Below are 16963 nucleotides of genomic sequence, written 5' to 3'. Positions count from 1 at the left end.
CATGCACACTAATCACCAGACAGCCCTTGGTGTGGATCTTCTTCCCTAGACAAGAAGATGATCAATCAAGGGCTGTCCTCATGATCAACCAGGGTCGATGCAACCCCGCCACACGTTAAAACTCAAGTTCTAGGCCCCGTTTCGTAACCCGCCCAGGGCTCCGACGTGGCCCAGAGCGCGCCTGACAGCGTCCGCGAAACGCCCACATACAACACCGGTATGAGGGCGCCCCGCGGCCGATGCCAGCCACACTCTGGACCTCGTCTCGCACTTGGGCGGGTTACGAAACGGGGCCTAGGCCAGCGGCTTCGGCACCTCGACGTCGGCGAACGCGGCCACCGTACGGTCCGCGTACGCGTTCATGTCGCCCTGTTCGATCGGGCCGTCCCAGGTGCGCGGCAGCGGGACCGGCACGTCCGGGGCGACCCGGTGGACGATCTCGTCGAGCACCGTCTCGGCGTCGCCCACCCACAGGTGCTTGCCGCCCGGCACCGGCACCACCTCGGCGTGCGGCACCGCGGCGAACCGCTCGGCCGCCTCGGCGGGGCGCAGGTAGTCGTCGAACTCCGGGATGATCGCGGTCAGCGGCTTGCCGGAACCGGCCCAGACGTCCAGGTGGGCGGGCTCGGAGAAGCGCAGCGGCGGGGACAGCAGGATCGCGCCCCGGACCGCCGGGTCGTGGCCGTGCATCAGCGTCAGGTCGGTGCCGAAGGACCAGCCGACCAGCCAGATGTCCGGCAGGTCGGCGAACTCGGCGTACTCGATCGCGGCGGCCACGTCGTACTTCTCGTCCACGGCGGCGGAGAACTCACCCTCGCTGGTGCCGCGCACGCTGCTGGTACCCCTGGTGTTGAACCGCAGCACCGCGATCCCGGCCAGCGCCGGCAGCCGCCAGGCGGCCTTGCGGAAGACGTGACTGTCCATCATGCCGCCGTGGGTGGGCAGCGGGTGCAGGCACACCAGCGTGGCGACCGGGTCGCGGTCCAGCGGCCGGGCCAGCTCGCCGACCAGGGTCAGGCCGTCGGCGGTGTGCAGTTCGATGTCCTCCCGGTGGGCGGGGAGGATCGAGTTCGCGCGGATGGCTGTGGTCACCGGACCATTTTCACCCATAGCGCGGGGCGCTGCGCGAGCGCTCCACCGCGGGGCCGCGCCGGTCCCGGGCCCGCCAGCAACCCGTGTGCCAGTGCCTCCGGTCGGTCTCGTCGCCGCGGCCGTCGACCGGCCACGCCACCACGTGCGCCACGCCGGGGCGGATCTCCTGGACACAACCCGGGCACCGGTACGTTTTAGCGGCCGCCCCGCCGAAGATGCTGCGCACCATCCACTCGCCGTCCCGGTACTGCTGGACACCCTCGACGCCCTTGCGCACGCGCTCCTCGGCCGGCGGCTGCGGCGACGCGGACGATCGGCGCGGACGATTTCGACGAGGGCTCACAGGTCACAAGGATACGTGTGCGAACTAAACTCACGTTCATGACGGCTACCCGTACGCCCGGCCTGCCGGTGTTCGAGAACGGCTTCCTGATCTCCACGAACCCGGTCACCGGCGCGGAGGCGGGCCGGTTCCCGGCCGCCGACGCGGACGCGGTCGCGGAAAACGTGCGGCGGGCCCGCGAAGCCGGCGCCTGGTGGGCCGCGCTGGGTTTCGACGGCCGGCGGACCCGGCTGTTGCGCTGGCGCGCCGTGCTGGCCGATCGGATCGAGGAACTGGCCGAGTTGACCCACGCCGAGACCGGCAAGCCGATCGCCGACGCGGTGGTGGAGGCCAGCGCCGGGATCGAGCACACCGACTGGGCCGCCCGCAACGCCCGCCGGGTGCTCGGCCCGCGCCGGGTACGCAGCCGGCTGCTGCTCGCCGAGCACGCCGGTCACCTCGAGTACCGGCCGTACGGCGTGGTCGGGGTGATCGGCCCGTGGAACTATCCGATCCTCACCCCGCTCGGCCCGCTGTCCGGCGCGCTGGCCGCCGGCAACGCGGTGGTGCTGAAGCCCAGCGAGTACACCCCGGCGGTCGGGCAGTGGCTGGTGGACACGTTCGGCGAGGTGGTGCCGGAGCAGCCGGTCCTGCAGGCGGTGCACGGCGCGGGCGACGTGGGCGCCGCGCTGTGCCGCTCCGGTGTGGACAAGATGGTTTTCGTCGGGTCCACCGCCACCGCCAAAAAGGTGCTGGCCGCCTGCGCCGAGAACCTGGTGCCGGCGACGATCGAGGCCGGCGGCAAGGACGCGCTGATCGTGGACGCCGACGCGGACCTGGACGCGGCGGCCGAGGCGGCGGTCTGGGGCGCGATGACCAACGCCGGGCAGACCTGCATCGGGATCGAGCGGGCGTACGCGGTGGCCCCGGTCTACGACGCGTTCGTCGACGCGGTGGTGACCAGGGCCGCCCGGCTCACCGTCGGCGAGGACATCGGGCCGATCACCATGCCGGGCCAGATCGAGACCATCCGCCGGCACATCGCCGACGCGCTGGCCCACGGCGGGCGCGCGGTCCTCGGCGGCGCGGACGCGGTGCAGCCCCCGTACGTGGCGCCGACCGTGCTGGTGGACGTCCCGGAGGAGTCGGCGGCGATCCGCGAGGAGACGTTCGGGCCGACGCTCACGATCACCCGGGTGGCGGACGCCGACGAGGCGGTACGCCGGGCCAACGCGCTGCGCTACGGCCTCGGCGGCGCGGTTTTCGGCAAGGCGGACGCGGTCCGGATCGCCCGCCGGATGCACACCGGCATGGTCGCGGTGAACTCGACGCTGACCTTCGTCGGCATGGCCAACCTGCCGTTCGGCGGCGTCGGCGACTCCGGCTTCGGGCGCATCCACGGCGACGACGGCCTGCGCGAATTCGCCCGGCCGAAGTCGGTCACGGTGCGCCGGGGGCCTTCGCTGCTGCCCGCCATGACGTTCGAGCGCACCCCCGCGCAGGTCCGGCGGATCATCCGAACGCTGCGGTTCCTCTTCAACCGGCGCCCCTGACCGGGATTGCTACCGTCGCGGCCATGGGGGAACACGCGGTCGAGGTCGACGGCCTGCACGTCAGCTACGGCCCGGTCCCGGTGCTGGCGGGGGTGGCGCTGACCGTGCCCGAGGGCGCCGGGGTCTGTGTCACCGGCGAGAACGGCATCGGCAAGTCCACGCTGTTGCGCTGCGTCACCGGACTGCACCGGCCGGACCGCGGCGAGATCCGGGTCTTCGGCGGTCCTCCCGGGACCACGCCGGAATTCTGGCGTGCCGTGGTCACCACGGTGGAGCCGCCGACCTGGTATCCGGGCCTCACCACGCGGGAGCACGCCGAGCTGGTCTGCCGGGCGCACGGCCAGGACCCGGAGGCCGCCGGCATCGACGAGGCGCTGGACCGGTTCGGCCTGGCCGGGCACGCCGACGCCATCCCGCCGTCGCTGTCCTCCGGGCAGAAGCAGCGGCTCACGCTGGCGCTGGCCCTGCTGCGGCCCAGTTCGCTGCTCGTGCTGGACGAGCCGGAGCAGCGGCTCGACACCGCCGGACGGGACCTGGTCGCCGGGCTGCTGACCGAGTACCTCGAGGCCGGCGGCTCGATCCTGATGGCCAGCCACGACGACGGGTTCGCGGAACGTTCCGGCGTGCACCTCACCACCATGGCGTCGCTGGCTCCGGTGCCGGCCGCACCGTGACCGCCGGTTCGTCGGCCCCGCCGGTGGTCCGCGCCGGCCCGGTCCGCCGCTGGATCCGGCGCACCCGGTCCGCGCACCGGGACCGTGGCGAGTCGGCCGGCACCGCATACCTCCTGGTCTTCCTCGCCGTCGTGGTGGGCGGCCTGGTGCACCGGTACCTGCGCGCGGTGTTCTGGCCGGTGGCGCCGAACGCCTCGGCGCTGGCCGGGGTGGCGCTGTTCCTGGTCGTGCTCGGCACGCTCCATCCGGCGCTGCGCCGGCTGGGCCCGGTCGCGCTCAGCCGCCCGGCGACGTCCTGGCTGCTCACCGCGCCGCTGAGCCGGCGCGTCCTGCTCCTGCCCGCGCTCTGGCTGGCGGCGGTGTCCGCCGGGGGAGCGGCGGGACTGGCCACGCTCGCGATCGTCGGCCACGTCGCTCCGCGTCCGGTGCCGGGACAGGCCGAGGTGATCCTGCCCGCGATCGGGGCCCTGGCCGGCGTCGGGGTGCTGCTGGTCGCGATGGCGGCCCAGGCCGGTCGCCGCCGGGCCGCGTGGCTGGACGGTGCGGCGTCGCTGGTGCTGGCGGCGGGCCTGGCCGGCCTGGTGGTGGACTCGGCGGTGGACCTGCCGCCGGCCGCCGGTGCCTGGCCGGACGACACCGGGCTGCTCGCGGTGGCCGGCGCGCTCGCGCTGGCGGTGACGACCGGCCTGGTCGCGGCGGTACGCGGACTCGCCGGCACACCGAACGACCGCATCCTGGAGGCCGCCGCCACGGCCGGCACCCTGCTCGACTCGGCGCACGGCGTCGAACCGTCGTTCGTCACCGACCTGGTGCAGCGGCGGTACTGGGCCCGGCGGCGGCTGCGCTCGGCGCGGCTCCGGCGCCGGGTCCCGGTCCTGATCGCCCAGGACCTGCTGCTGGTGCGGCGCCGGCCCGGGCGGCTGGTCGCGCTGGCCGGTGCCGTCGCGTTGCCCGCGCTGCTGGCCTCCGCACCGCCCTGGCTGCTCGCGGTCGCGGTGCTGGCCGGCGGCACCGTCGCCGCGGGCACCTCGACCGCCACGGTACGCACCGACGCCGGCAACCCGGTCCTGCTGCGGCTGCTCGGTCTCGGTTCCCGGGCGGCGATCGCGCAGCGGCTCTGCGTGCCCGGCGTGCTGGCGGCGCTCTGGTGCACCGCCGCGCTGACCGTCCTGCGGCTGCTGGACGTGCTGCCGGCCGGGCCGTGGTGGGCCCTCGGCCTCGTGCTGGGCCCGGTGGGCGCGGTGATCGCGGTGCGGCGGGCCCGGGCCGGCTTCGTCGACAACGGGCTGCTGCCGATCGACACCCCGATGGGCACCCTCGCCACCGGTCCCCTGATCGGCGTGGTGGTGGGCATCGACATGCTGGTGCTGGGCCTGCCGACCGTGCTGCTGATCGCCGTGGGCGGCCCGCTGACCTGGGCCGGGGTGACCGGGCAGGCGGTGGCCGCGGCGCTCGGGGTGTGGGCGTACCTGCGGCTCACCACGTCACCGCGGCGGGTTGATCTCTAGCGCCGCTGCATGCTCGGGTTGATCACCTCGCGGACGATCAGCTGGACCGCGGCCACCATCGGGATCGCGACCAGCGCGCCGATGACGCCGAACAGGCCCACGCCGACCAGCGCCGCCACCACCGCGGCCACGTCACTGACCTGGACCGAGCGGCGCATCACCTTCGGATAGATCAGGTAGTTCTCCACCTGCTGGTAGACGAGGAAGAAGACCACGCAGACGATGCCGGTGGTCAGCGAGTCGGCCACGCCGACCAGGCTGACCACGACCGCGCCGAGAGTGGCGCCGATCTGCGGGATGAGGTCGCAGACCGCGACCACCACGGCCAGCGCGAACGGGTACGGCAGATCGGCCACCATGGCGAACCCCCACGTGCTGACGCCGGCCAGCACGGCGATCGCGATCGCACCCACCATGTACGCACCGACCTTGGCCAGGATCTCGTCGGCCAGCAGCCGCACCCGCTGCCGCCGGGACGCCGGGACCAGCCCGTAGCCGGCCTCCTTGATCCGGTCGAACGCGGCCATGAAGTAGATGACCAGCACTACCACGGTCAGCACGTTGAAGATCGTGCCGAACAGCAGCCGCGCACCGCCCACCACGCCACCGAGCGCGTTGGTGACCGTGCCGGGGTTCAGCGCTCCCTGGACCCGTTCGAGCACGTCGTACCGTTGGATCAGGTCGTTGACCGTCTCGTTGCGCTGCAGGGCGCGGATGTACTCGGGCACGTTCTCGATCAGCTCGCCGGTCTGCGTGATCAGCGGCGGGACCAGCGCGAAGACCCCGCCGCAGAGCAGCAGCAGCACGGACAGCGCCACCACCGCGACGGACAGGCCGCGGGGCAGCCCGAGCCGGTGCAGCCGCACCACGGCGGGGTTGAGGCCGATCGCCAGGAACAACGCGATGAAGATCAGCAGCAGGATCGAGGCCGCGTTGCGCAGGCTCAGGAACACGCCGTACGCCAGTAGCAGGCCCAGGCCGGCGAGGAAGCCGACGAGGAACGGACTGCGCCGGTTGAGCGGCGCACCCGGCTGCCCGAACCGGTCGTCGTCCCGGTCCGCCTTCCCGGCGCCGGCGTCCGGGGACTCCGCGGCGTTCGGCGACTCCGCGGCGTTCGGCGACTCCGCGGCGGCCGGCGGGGCCGCGGGCGTGTCGTCGGCGGGTACCTCGTCCGGACGAGGTTGCTCGGCCGTCACCGGATCCTCCTCAACGACAGCGGACGCCCGGGCAGCGGTGGATCACCGGTGCGGTAGCCGAGCGCTCCGGCGGGCAGGCTATCGGCCCCGCCGTGCCCCCGCCACCCGCCTGCCCGGGGGTGACCGGGCAGGCGGCGCGTTCAGTCCGCGTCGGCGCCGACCCGGCTGGCCGACGGCGGCACGGTGACCTTCGCGGACGCACTGACCTTGCCGGTGCCGCCGGCCGGCGCGGCGTGCTGCGCCGCGACCGGCTTCTCGGCCGCGTGCTGGGCCGTGCCGGACTTCTCCGCGACCGGCTTCTCCGCGGCGTGCTGGGCCCCCGCGGCGGGTGCGGTCCCCTTGGCGTGCTGGGCTGCGGCCGACTTGTCCGCCGAGTGCTGCCCCGACTGCACGGGTGCGGCGTGCGAGCCGGTGGAGGCGTTGTCGTCGCCGTAGTCCCCCGAGTCGTCCGGGGACGCGGCGGCGGCCAGCACCGCGGCGGCGGCCAGCTCGGCCACCCGCTTGGCTTCCTTCTGCACCTGGCGGCGGACGTCCACGGCCCGCCGCTCGGCCGCCTCGCCGGCCCGCTTGGCCTCGGCCACGTGCGTGAGTTCCGCCTCGAGCTGCTTCTGCACCTCGGCGAGGCGCTGCTGCACCCGCTCGGTCTCGCGTTCGGCGGCCTGCGCCTGCTCGGCCGCCTCGGCGACCTTCTTCTCCGCCTCGGCGAGGCGCGCCTGCGCCGCCTGCAGTTCCCGTCCGGACTGGACGATCTTCTCCTGCTGGGCGGCGATCTCCTTGCGGGTGGTGGTGGCCTGCTCGTCGGAGCGGCGCAGCACCTCCTCGGCGTACTTGTCCGCCTCGCGGCGCAGGTCGGCGCACTGCTTCTCGACACCGGCCCGGAGCTGGCCGAGTTCGGTGACCACCGTCTGCCGGCGCTGGGCCAGTTCGTGCTCCACGGTGGCCTTCAGCTCGCCGACCTCCCGCTCGGCGGCCTTGCGCTGGGCGGTGACCTCCTGGTTGGCCTTCTCCCGTTGCGCCTTGACCTCCTGATCGGCCTGCATCCGGGTGGACTTGGCGTAGCCGTCCGCCTCGGCGCGCGTCCGCTGCGCCTCCTGCGCCGCCTTGCCGGTCACCTGCTGCGCCTCGGCCCGGGCCCGGCCCAGTGCGGACTCCGCCTCGGCCCGCATCTGCTCGGCCGCCTGCCGGCTGCTCGCCAGGGCCTTCTCCGCCGCAGCGCGGCGGGCCGCGTCGACCTTCTCCTCCTCGGCGCGGCGGGCGGCCAGCGCGATCTCGAAGTCGCGGATGCCGTTGTGCGCGTGCGCCTCCGCCTCGGCCCGGATCCGCTCGGCCTCGGCGAGCCGGGCCGCGATGTCGTCGGTGGCGGAGGACTTGATCGCCTCGGCCTGCTCCTCGGCGAGCGCCAGGATCTGCTCCACCCGCGGTCCGAGGTGCCGGAACGACACCTCGGTGCCGACTCCGCTCTGCCGCCTGGCCTGCGCGGCCTCCTGCTGCAGCCGGTCGATCTGTGCGCTCATGGACTGGAGCTGGGTGTACGCCTGCTCCCGCTCGGCCGCGAGCGCAGCGATCTCGTTCTCGGCCCGGGCGACGTACCGTTCGACCTGCTTCTTCTCGTATCCCCGCAGGGCGGTCTCGAAGCTGGGCTCGGAGGCCGCGTCCCCGCCGAGACCGAAGATTTCACCGCCGTGCGACATGCTTTCCATCCTCACATACGCAACGTCCTGCGACATACCGATACACACCGGCTGGCAGGAGTGTGCGTCTGGTTGCGATTTGCCGGGCAAAGGTTGACGGCCATAAGGCTACGTGTGCCGCAACAGCCCCTCACCGAACACGGGCCGCATCGGAGCAACTCCGATACGGCCCGTGCCGATGTCAGACCGCCGCCCGGTTAACCGTTGCGCACCCGGCGAGGGTGCGCAACTCCGCGGCCGGGTGGCCGAAGACTCAGGAATTTGTCTTCGCGGCCACCGGCTTGTCGGTGTTCTCGGCCTCCGGCGTGCGCTGCGCCGGGGTCTCGGCCGGCTTGGTGGCGTTCTCCACCGCGGCCTTGGCCGCGGCACCCACGGACGGCACCAGGCCGGACAGACCGGAGAGCATCTGGCCCAGCTGGTTGGTGACCGCGTCCTTCTGCCGGGTGAGGTCCTCGACCTCGCGGCGCGCGGCCTGGGTGGTGAGTTCGGCCTCGGTGCGCGCCTCGCTCAGCAGGCGACCCGCCTCGGAGCGTGCCTCGGTGACCGTCTTGTCGGCGAGGGCGCGGGCCTTCTCCACCGTCTCGACCGAGCTGCGCTCGGCCTCGACCCGGCGGCTCTCGGCGCGCTGCTGGATCTCCTTGGCGCGGTCCTCGGCGGCGCGGGCGCGCTCCTCGGCCTCGGCCACCATCTTCTGCGTGGCGCTGACCTGGGCGGCGTGCCGCTCGGCCTCCTCGCGCTCCGTCTTCTCCCGGCGCTCGGCGATCTCCAGCGCCAGGGCCTGCAGATCCTTGTCGCGCTTGTCCCGCGCGTCGGTGAGCATCTTGGTGGCCTCGGCGCGCTTCTCCTCGGCCTCCCGGGCCGCCTTCGCGCGCAGCTGGGTGATCTCCCGCTCGGCCGTGGCGCGCAGCGAGTTCACCTCCCGCTCCACCGTGGACTTGAGCTCGGCGACCTCGTGCGCGGTGACCGTACGCAACTGCTTGGTCTCGCGGTCGGCGTCGGAGCGCAGCGTGTCGGCCTCGCGGCGGGCCTGGACCCGGGCCTCGGCGGCCTCGCGCTCGGCGTGCGTGCGGACCTGCCCGGCCTCGCGCTCGGCGGTCGCCTTCATCGCGGCGGCCTCGGCGCGGGCCTTGTCGGTGATCTCCCGGGCCTCGAGGCGGGCCGCGGAGAGAATGCCCTCAGACTCCCGTTTGGCCTCGCTGCGGTGGTCGTTCGCCTGTTCCTCGGCCAGCCGCAGGATCTGCTCCACCCGGGTGCCCAGCCCGGAGAGGGTCGGCCGGTTGTTCTCCTCGAGCAGCTTGTTGCTGTCGGCCAGTTTCTGCTCGAGTGCGTTGAGGCGTTGTTCCGCCTGCCGCAGCCGGCGCTGCGCGTCGTTCATCCGCTGCTCGGCCTCGGCGCGGGCCTGCTCGGACTGGTTCAGAGCGGCGATCAGCCGACCGAGGTGTGCGTCCACCTGTCCGCGGTCATAGCCGCGCAGGACGACCGTGAAGTCGTGCTGTGAGTTGGCGGTCTCAAAGAACGCCAGATTCTGATCCTGCTGCTGGGGCATTGCGACATCCTTGCGAACCCGCCCGGGGCACGCAAGACCGGACAAGCCTCAGAATCGCAACGTAGATCAGCCGTGAACTGCCGACGGGTGGGCCGCATCGGCCGTTCGGCGACCGGGCACGGCCGACCGGCGCACGCTCCCGTCCCGCGCTCACCTGCTGTGCAGTGGGGTACCTGGAGCCGGTCGCCGGGGCCGTGCCGTTCGGCCGTCCTCTATGGTCCCGATCCTGCCAGTCGGGGAGAGCACAGTCAGGTTCTTTCACCCGCAAGAGGTACGAATCAGGCAGGCTCCACCAATTCCACCAGAACACCACCGGCGTCCTTGGGGTGCACGAAGTTGATCCGCGAGCCGGCCGTGCCCCGCCGCGGCGTGTCGTAGAGCAGCCGGAGTCCGCGGGCGCGCAGGGCCTCCGCGGTGGCCTCCACGTCCCGCACGGTGTACGCGAGTTGCTGCAGCCCCGGGCCGCTGCGGCCGAGGAACTTGGCGATCGCCGAGTCCGGGGACGCCGGGGCGAGCACCTGCAGCCGGGGTCCGTCCGGGTCCGGGCCGACGGCCAGCATCGCCTCGCGTACCCCCTGCTCCTCGTTCGTCTCCTGATGCACGCAGTGCATGCCGAACGTCTCGGCATAGAACTGGAGCGCGGCGTCGAGATCGGGTACCGCGACACCGACGTGGTCGATGCGGAGCAATTCGACGGCGGGGAGAACGCCCGGCCCGGTGGGTTCGGAGGCAGTCATCCGGATAGTCTTATCTAACCGTCGTTCAGCCGGCCAGGGCGACCCCCTCGGCCGACGTCGTCAGACAGGATGCCCTGTGACCAGTTCGGTGATCGTCAGCGGCGCCCGCACCCCCATGGGCCGCCTGCTCGGCAACCTCAAGAACCTGCCCGCCACCGCGCTCGGCGGCACGGCGATCGCGGCCGCGCTGGAGCGCGGCGGGGTCCGCCCGGACCAGGTGGAGTACGTGATCATGGGCCAGGTGCTGCAGGCCGGCGCCGGGCAGATCACCGCTCGCCAGGCGGCCGTGGCGGCCGGCATCCCGATGACCACGCCGGCGGTGACGGTCAACAAGGTCTGCCTGTCCGGTCTCGACGCGATCGCGCTGGCCGACCAGCTGATCCGGGCCGGCGAGTTCGACATCGTGGTGGCCGGCGGCATGGAGTCCATGACCAACGCGCCGCACCTGCTGATGAACCACCGCCAGGGCAACAAGTACGGCGACGTGCTGGTCCGCGACCACACCGCGTTCGACGGCCTGATGGACCCGTGGGACGGCATCTCGATGGGCGACTCCACCGAGCGCAGCGGCCGGGATCTCGGCATCTCCCGGGCCGAACAGGACGCCTTCGCCGCGCTCAGCCACCAGCGGGCCGCCGCGGCGCAGCGCTCCGGCCGGTTCGCCGAGGAGATCGTGCCGGTCAAGGCCGGTCTCCGGGACGGCGACCCGGTGATCGACACCGACGAGGGGGTGCGCCCGGACGCCACGCCGGAGTCGCTAAGCCGGTTGCGGCCGGCGTTCACCCCGGACGGCACCATCACCGCGGGCAGCGCCTCGCCGATCTCCGACGGCGCCGCCGCGGTCGTGGTGATGAGCCGGGCCCGGGCCGAGGAACTCGGTCTCCGCTGGCTCGCCGAAATCGTCGCGCACGGCAACGTGGCGGGCCCGGACACCTCGCTGCAGGCCCAGCCGGCGAACGCGATCCGGCACGCGCTGAGCAAGGCCGGCCGGACCGTGGCGGACCTCGACCTGATCGAGATGAACGAGGCGTTCGCCCAGGTGGTGATCCACTCGATGCGCGACCTGAAGGTGGACGAGGAGATCGTCAACGTCAACGGCGGCGCGATCGCGCTGGGTCACCCGATCGGCATGTCCGGCGCCCGGCTGGTGCTCACCCTGGCGCTGGAGTTGCGGCGCCGCGGCGGCGGGACCGGCGCGGCCGGACTCTGCGGCGGCGGTGGCCAGGGCGACGCCCTGATCATCACGGTGCCGCCCGCGTGAGCGACCGCACCGCGGCGGAGCCGGGGGCGGGAGCGCCTCCGGAAGGCCGCCCGGCATGAGGCCCGGGCGGGACGTGCCGACGCTGGTCGCGCGGGCCCGGGAGGGCGACGCGCGGTCGGTGGCGCGGCTGATCAGCCTGGTGGAGAACGGCTCGCCGGAGTTGCCCCGGGTCGCCGCCGCGCTCGCGCCGTACGCCGGGCACGCCCAGGTGGTGGGCCTCACCGGCGCGCCCGGGGTGGGCAAGTCGACCACCACCAACGAACTGGTCCGGGCGCTGCGCGCGGACGGCCACCGGGTCGGCGTGCTGGCGGTCGACCCGTCCAGCCCGTTCACCGGCGGATCGATCCTCGGCGACCGGATCCGGATGCAGGAACACACCATGGACCCGGGCGTCTACATCCGGTCCATGTCCAGTCGCGGTCAGCTCGGCGGCCTGGCCGCGGCCACCCCGCAGGCGGTCCGGGTGCTGGAGGGCGCCGGCTGCGACGTGGTGCTGGTCGAGACGGTCGGCGTGGGCCAGGCCGAGGTGGAGATCGCGTCCCTGGCCGACACCACGCTGGTGCTGCTGGCGCCGGGCATGGGCGACGCGATCCAGGCGGTCAAGGCCGGCATCCTGGAGATCGCCGACGTCTTCGTGGTGAACAAGGCGGACCGGCCCGGCGCGGACGCCACGTACCGCGACATCCAGGGCATGCTGGCGCTGGGCGAGCGCGGCCCGGACGAGTGGCGCCCGCTGGTGGTGCGCGCGGTCGCGGTCCGGAACGAGGGCATCGACGACATCGCGGCCGCGATCGGGAAGCACCGCTCCTGGATGGCCGGCAACGGCGAGGCGCGGCGGCGGCGCGAGCGGCGGGCCGCCGTCGAGGTCGAGGCGATCGCGCTGGGCACGCTCCGGGCGCGGCTGGGCTCGGTGCGCGAGGGTACGGCGCTCGACGCGCTCGCGGCCCGGGTGGCGGACGGCGAGCTCGACCCGTACGCGGCCGCCGAGGAACTGATCAAAGGTCTGTAGCCGGCCCGGTAACCTCGGCCTTAGCGATCGTTCAGGATTGTGGCCTACGATGCACCCATGGACGCAGCCGACATCGCCGCCGGTCGCGAGCGCTGGCAGCAGCGCTACGACGCCGCGCGCACCCGGGACGCCGACTTCACCACGCTGTCCGGAGCGAGCGTCGACCCGGTCTACGGGCCGCGCGGCGACCACCCCGGCTTCGAGCGGATCGGCTGGCCGGGCGAGTTCCCGTACACCCGTGGGTTGTATCCGACCGGCTACCGCGGACGGACCTGGACCATCCGGCAGTTCGCCGGCTTCGGCAACGCCCGGCAGACCAACGAGCGCTACCGGATGATCCTGGCCGCCGGCGGCGGCGGGCTCTCCGTGGCGTTCGACATGCCCACGCTGATGGGCCGCGACTCGGACGAGCCGCAGTCGCTCGGCGAGGTCGGTCACTGCGGCGTGGCGATCGACTCGGCCGCCGACATGGACGTGCTCTTCGACGGCATCCGGCTGCAGGACGTCACCACCAGCATGACGATCTCCGGGCCGGCGGTGCCGATCTTCTGCATGTACCTGGTCGCCGCGGAACGCCAGGGCGCCGACCTGAGCAAGCTGGACGGCACCCTGCAGACCGACATCTTCAAGGAGTACATCGCGCAGAAGGAGTGGCTGTTCGCGCCCGAACCGCACCTGCGCCTGATCGGCGACCTGATGGAGTACTGCGCCGCCGAGATCCCCCGGTACAAGCCGCTGTCGGTGAGCGGCTACCACATCCGCGAGGCCGGCTCGACCGCCGCGCAGGAGCTGGCGTACACGCTCGCCGACGGCTTCGGGTACGTGGAGCTGGGGCTGGCCCGCGGCCTGGACGTCAACCAGTTCGCGCCCGGCCTGAGCTTCTTCTTCGACGCGCACATCGACTTCTTCGAGGAGATCGCCAAGTTCCGCGCCGCCCGCCGGATCTGGGCCCGGCACCTGCGCGACGACTACGGCGCCACCAGCGAGAAGGCGTTGTGGCTGAAGTTCCACACGCAGACCGCCGGCGTCTCGCTGACCGCCCAGCAGCCGGTGAACAACGTGGTCCGCACGGCCGTCGAGGCGCTGGCCGCGGTGCTCGGCGGCACCAACTCGCTGCACACCAACGCGCTGGACGAGACGCTGGCGCTGCCCACCGACGAGTCCGCCGAGATCGCCCTGCGTACCCAGCAGGTGCTGATGGAGGAGACCGGCGTGACCAACGTGGCCGATCCGCTCGGCGGCTCCTGGTACCTGGAGGAACTCACCGACCGGATCGAGGCCGAGGCGGAGGAGATCTTCGCCCGGATCCGCGACCTGGGGCACGACGGCAGCATGACCGCGGGCATCCTGCGCGGCATCGAGGACGGCTGGTTCACCGCGCACATCGCCGAGGCCGCGTTCGTCTACCAGCAGGCCCTGGAGAAGGGCGACAAGCGGATCGTCGGCGTCAACGCGCACACCGGCACGGTCACCAAGGATCTGCAGATCCTGCGGGTGTCGCACGAGGTCGAGGTGGAACAGCGGCGCGAGCTGAGCGCGCGCAAGGACAACCGCGACCGGGTACGGGTGGACGCGGCGCTGCGCCGGCTCGTCGAGGTGGCGCGCACCGACGCGAACCTGGTCCCGGCGATGCTGGACGCGGCCCGGGCCGAGGCCACCCTCGGCGAGATCTGCCACGCGTTGAAGGCGGAGTGGGGGATCTACCGGGAGCCGGCCCGCTTCTAGTCGCGGCCGGTCTGTGACGTCCGATATCACTCGCCCGGCGGCGCGGCGAACCGGCTCACCACCGTGCGAGACTAGGGAACCATGAGCGACCCAAGGACCACTCCGTCGATCTTCACCCGCGGCGCGGTCGACCTCAGCGCGCTGCGCTCGGCCCCGGCCCGGCCGAGCGCGCCCGCCGGAGCCCCCTCGGCCTCGCCGGCCGGCTCCGCGTCGAACCCGTCGGCCGCCCCGTCCACCGGCGTTCCGGGCGCCGGCCCGGAGACGATCATCGAGGTCACCGAGGCGAACTTCCAGTCGACCGTGCTGGAGCGCTCGCTGGCGACCCCGGTGATCCTGGACTTCTGGGCCGACTGGTGCGAGCCGTGCAAACAGCTCTCGCCGATCCTGGAGAAGCTCGCCGCCGAGGGCGCCGGCAGCTGGGTGCTCGGCAAGATCGACGTCGACGCCAACCCCCGGCTCGCTCAGGCGCTGCGGGTGCAGGGCATTCCGATGGTGGTCGCGGTCGTCGGCGGCCAGCTGGTCGAGGGCTTCACCGGGGTGCTGCCCGAGGCGCAGATCCGGCAGTACGTCGACGCGGTGCTCAAGGCCGGCGGAGTCGCCGTGGCGCCGGCCGAGGACCCGCGGCTGGACGCGGCCGACGACGCCCTGATGATGGGCGACCTGGACGCGGCCGAGGTGGCGTACCGGAAGATCCTCGCCGAGTCGCCGCAGGACCACGCCGCGGAGTCCGGGCTCGCCCAGGTCGAGCTGTACCGCCGGGTCGCCGGGGTGGACGCCGCCACGGCACTGAGCAAGGCCACCGCGGCGCCCGACGACATCGCCGCGCAGCTGCTCGCCGCGGACGTCGAGGTGCTCAGCGGCCAGGCCGAGGACGCTTACGCGCGGCTGGTGGCCCTGGTCAAGCGCAGCAGCGGCGACGAGCGCGACGCCGTCCGCAAGCATCTGCTCTCGCTGTTCAACGTGGCCGGCCCGGACGACCCCGCGGTGGCCGGCGCGCGACGCGCGCTCGCCAGCGCCCTCTTCTAGAAGGCGGGGCCCATGCGCCGTATCGCGATCCTGGACGCACCGTCCAATCTCGGTCTGCGCCCGCCGACCGTGACGTCGGTGCCGGGGTGCGCCAAGGCGCCCGGGGCCCTGCGCGACCATGGGCTGATCAGCCGGCTGCACGCCCGCGACGCCGGATGCCTCACCCCGCCGCGGTACGACCCGGGCGACTGGCGCCCGGGCGACGGCGTGTGCCACGCGGCCGAGATCGCGACCTACTCGCAGCGGCTCGCCGACCGGATCGGCGGGATCATCGACGCCGGCGAGTTCCCGGTGGTGCTCGGCGGCGACTGTTCCATCGTGCTCGGGTCGGCCCTGGCCATGAACCGGCTCGGCGAGGCGGTCGGCGGCCGGATCGGGCTGGTGTTCGTGGACGGACACTCCGACTTCCGGCACCCCGGCAACGCGTCGTACGTGGGCGCGGCCGCCGGCGAGGACCTGGCCCTGGTGACCGGCCGCGGCCAGGCCGACCTGGCCGCGATCGAGCGGAGGCGGCCGTACTACCGCGACATCGACGTGGTGGTGATGGGCATCCGGGCCCAGGACGAGTACCGCCTCGACCTGCAGGCCGCCGGAATCATCACCCGCCCGGTCCCGACGCTGCGGGCGGAGGGCGCGGCACGCAGCGCGCAGTGGGCCCGCGAGCAGCTGATGGACTGCGCCGGATACTGGGTGCACCTCGACGTCGACGTGCTCGACCCGGCGGTGATGCCCGCGGTGGACGCGCCGTCACCGGGCGGGATCGCGTTCCCCGAACTGGAACTGCTGCTCGCCGGCCTGGTGGACACGCCGCACTGCCTGGGCGTGGAGATCACCGTCTTCGACCCGGACTACGACCCGGACGGGGTACACGCCGAGGAGATCACGTCGGCCCTGGTGGCCGGCCTGGCGCCGGTGCGCACCGTGGCGCCGCGGCCGGACCTGGTGGCGGCCCGGCGCGAGGCCGGCGAGGACGCCGAACCGGTGCGGGAACTGCGGGCGGCCCGGGACGAGGTTCCGCCGGCGGTGGCCGGGACGTCCGGCGGCAGCAACCGCCCGGATACGCCGGAGGAAGCGGTCCGGCCGGCCGTCACCATGCCGGGCATGCGGGACGACGACGAGGTGCCGGCCGCCCCGGACGAGGACCGGCCGGCACTGGGCCGCGACCGGGCCGCGACCGCGGAGATCGACGGCGGATGGTCGGTCGATCGGGTGCCCGGTGCCGGCGCTGGTGGCGGTGCCGGTGCCGGTGCCGGTGCTGGTGGCGGGCTGCTGAGGCCTGCGCGCTCCGGACCGGGTGCTGAGGCCGTCGGTGCTCAGCTGGTCCCGGTGACCGGCGCCGAGGTGGTCATCGCCGGGGCTGAGCCGGCTTCCGCCGTGGATGCCGAGGTCGTCGTGGTCGAAGCGGTGTTGGGCTCCGGCGCCGAGCTGGATTCCGCGCACGGCACCGAGGTCGTCGTCGCCGATGCCGTGTTGCCCCTCGACTCCGATCTGGGTGCTGGTCCCGATCTGGGTGTCGGCTCTTACCCCGGTGCCGAAGGTGACCTGGCCGAAGCCGAGCTGAACGCAGTCGCTGAGCTAGACGCTCGGGCCGAGCTAGACGCTGACGCCGAGCTGGCTGCTGAC

13 protein-coding genes and 1 pseudogene are annotated in these 16963 nt (G+C 73.3%); 8 read left to right on the top strand and 6 right to left on the bottom strand.

Annotation, left to right across the window (positions count from 1 at the left end; translation table 11 throughout):
* Positions 1-294 precede the first annotated feature (294 nt).
* Both LDL48_RS31450 and LDL48_RS31445 read right to left on the bottom strand, forming a co-directional pair.
* The gene (locus tag LDL48_RS31450; RefSeq protein WP_225258753.1) at positions 295-1092 is read right to left on the bottom strand and encodes an alpha/beta hydrolase; all 798 of its coding nucleotides are present in this window, start codon (positions 1090-1092) and stop codon (positions 295-297) included.
* A gap of 10 nt (positions 1093-1102) precedes the next feature.
* Complete coding sequence (locus LDL48_RS31445) at positions 1103-1435, bottom strand: Rv1322 family protein (RefSeq protein WP_225258752.1); 333 nt, start codon at positions 1433-1435, stop codon at positions 1103-1105.
* A gap of 38 nt (positions 1436-1473) precedes the next feature.
* Between LDL48_RS31445 and LDL48_RS31440 the strand changes: the two genes are divergently transcribed.
* From LDL48_RS31440 to LDL48_RS31430, 3 genes are read left to right on the top strand one after another with little or no spacing between them, the layout of a single operon-like run.
* The gene (locus tag LDL48_RS31440; protein ID WP_225258751.1) at positions 1474-2967 is read left to right on the top strand and encodes an aldehyde dehydrogenase family protein; all 1494 of its coding nucleotides are present in this window, start codon (positions 1474-1476) and stop codon (positions 2965-2967) included.
* Positions 2968-2990: 23 nt separating this feature from the next.
* On the top strand, positions 2991-3641 hold the full coding sequence (locus LDL48_RS31435; RefSeq protein WP_225258750.1) for an ABC transporter ATP-binding protein: 651 nt from the start codon (positions 2991-2993) through the stop codon (positions 3639-3641).
* Positions 3638-5149 carry a DUF6297 family protein gene (locus LDL48_RS31430; RefSeq protein WP_225258749.1) on the top strand — a complete coding sequence of 504 codons (1512 nt, stop codon included), beginning with the start codon at positions 3638-3640 and terminating at the stop codon, positions 5147-5149. Before LDL48_RS31435 ends, LDL48_RS31430 begins: the two co-directional genes overlap by 4 nt.
* Here the strand turns inward: LDL48_RS31430 and LDL48_RS31425 are convergent.
* From LDL48_RS31425 to mce, 4 genes are all read right to left on the bottom strand, one after another.
* Entirely contained in the window at positions 5146-6345 is a 1200-nt protein-coding gene (locus tag LDL48_RS31425) for an AI-2E family transporter (RefSeq protein ID WP_225258748.1), read from the bottom strand. The genes LDL48_RS31430 and LDL48_RS31425 overlap by 4 nt on opposite strands.
* A 140-nt stretch (positions 6346-6485) precedes the next feature.
* Positions 6486-8036: a coiled-coil domain-containing protein gene (locus tag LDL48_RS31420; protein ID WP_225258747.1), complete on the bottom strand. Its 1551-nt coding sequence runs from the start codon at positions 8034-8036 to the stop codon at positions 6486-6488.
* 253 nt (positions 8037-8289) lie between these two features.
* Positions 8290-9582, bottom strand: a complete 1293-nt coding sequence (locus LDL48_RS31415; RefSeq protein WP_225258746.1) for a DivIVA domain-containing protein — start codon at positions 9580-9582, stop codon at positions 8290-8292.
* Between the two features lie 278 nt (positions 9583-9860).
* Complete coding sequence (mce, locus tag LDL48_RS31410) at positions 9861-10319, bottom strand: methylmalonyl-CoA epimerase (RefSeq protein ID WP_225258745.1); 459 nt, start codon at positions 10317-10319, stop codon at positions 9861-9863.
* 76 nt (positions 10320-10395) lie between these two features.
* On the opposite strand from mce, the gene LDL48_RS31405 reads away from it, so the two are divergent.
* The 5 genes and pseudogenes from LDL48_RS31405 to LDL48_RS31385 all read left to right on the top strand — a co-directional run.
* A complete protein-coding gene (locus LDL48_RS31405; RefSeq protein ID WP_225258744.1) occupies positions 10396-11580 on the top strand; it encodes an acetyl-CoA C-acetyltransferase in 1185 nt (394 codons plus the stop codon).
* Positions 11581-11635: 55 nt separating this feature from the next.
* Positions 11636-12589, top strand: a complete 954-nt coding sequence (meaB, locus tag LDL48_RS31400; protein ID WP_225258743.1) for a methylmalonyl Co-A mutase-associated GTPase MeaB — start codon at positions 11636-11638, stop codon at positions 12587-12589.
* Between the two features lie 57 nt (positions 12590-12646).
* The gene (gene icmA, locus LDL48_RS31395) at positions 12647-14314 is read left to right on the top strand and encodes a coenzyme B12-dependent isobutyryl-CoA mutase large subunit (RefSeq protein ID WP_225258742.1); all 1668 of its coding nucleotides are present in this window, start codon (positions 12647-12649) and stop codon (positions 14312-14314) included.
* Positions 14315-14395: 81 nt separating this feature from the next.
* On the top strand, positions 14396-15340 hold the full coding sequence (locus tag LDL48_RS31390) for a tetratricopeptide repeat protein (protein ID WP_225258741.1): 945 nt from the start codon (positions 14396-14398) through the stop codon (positions 15338-15340).
* Positions 15341-15352: 12 nt separating this feature from the next.
* A pseudogene (locus LDL48_RS31385) lies at positions 15353-16256 on the top strand (arginase family protein); the annotation flags it as partial.
* Between the last annotated feature and the right edge of the window lie 707 nt (positions 16257-16963).

It is taken from the genome of Jidongwangia harbinensis, assembly GCF_020216025.1.
Taxonomy (GTDB): Bacteria; Actinomycetota; Actinomycetes; order Mycobacteriales; family Micromonosporaceae; genus Actinoplanes; species Actinoplanes harbinensis.
Note: the sequence above shows the minus strand (reverse complement) of the source record. Positions and strands in the feature narration are given on the sequence as shown.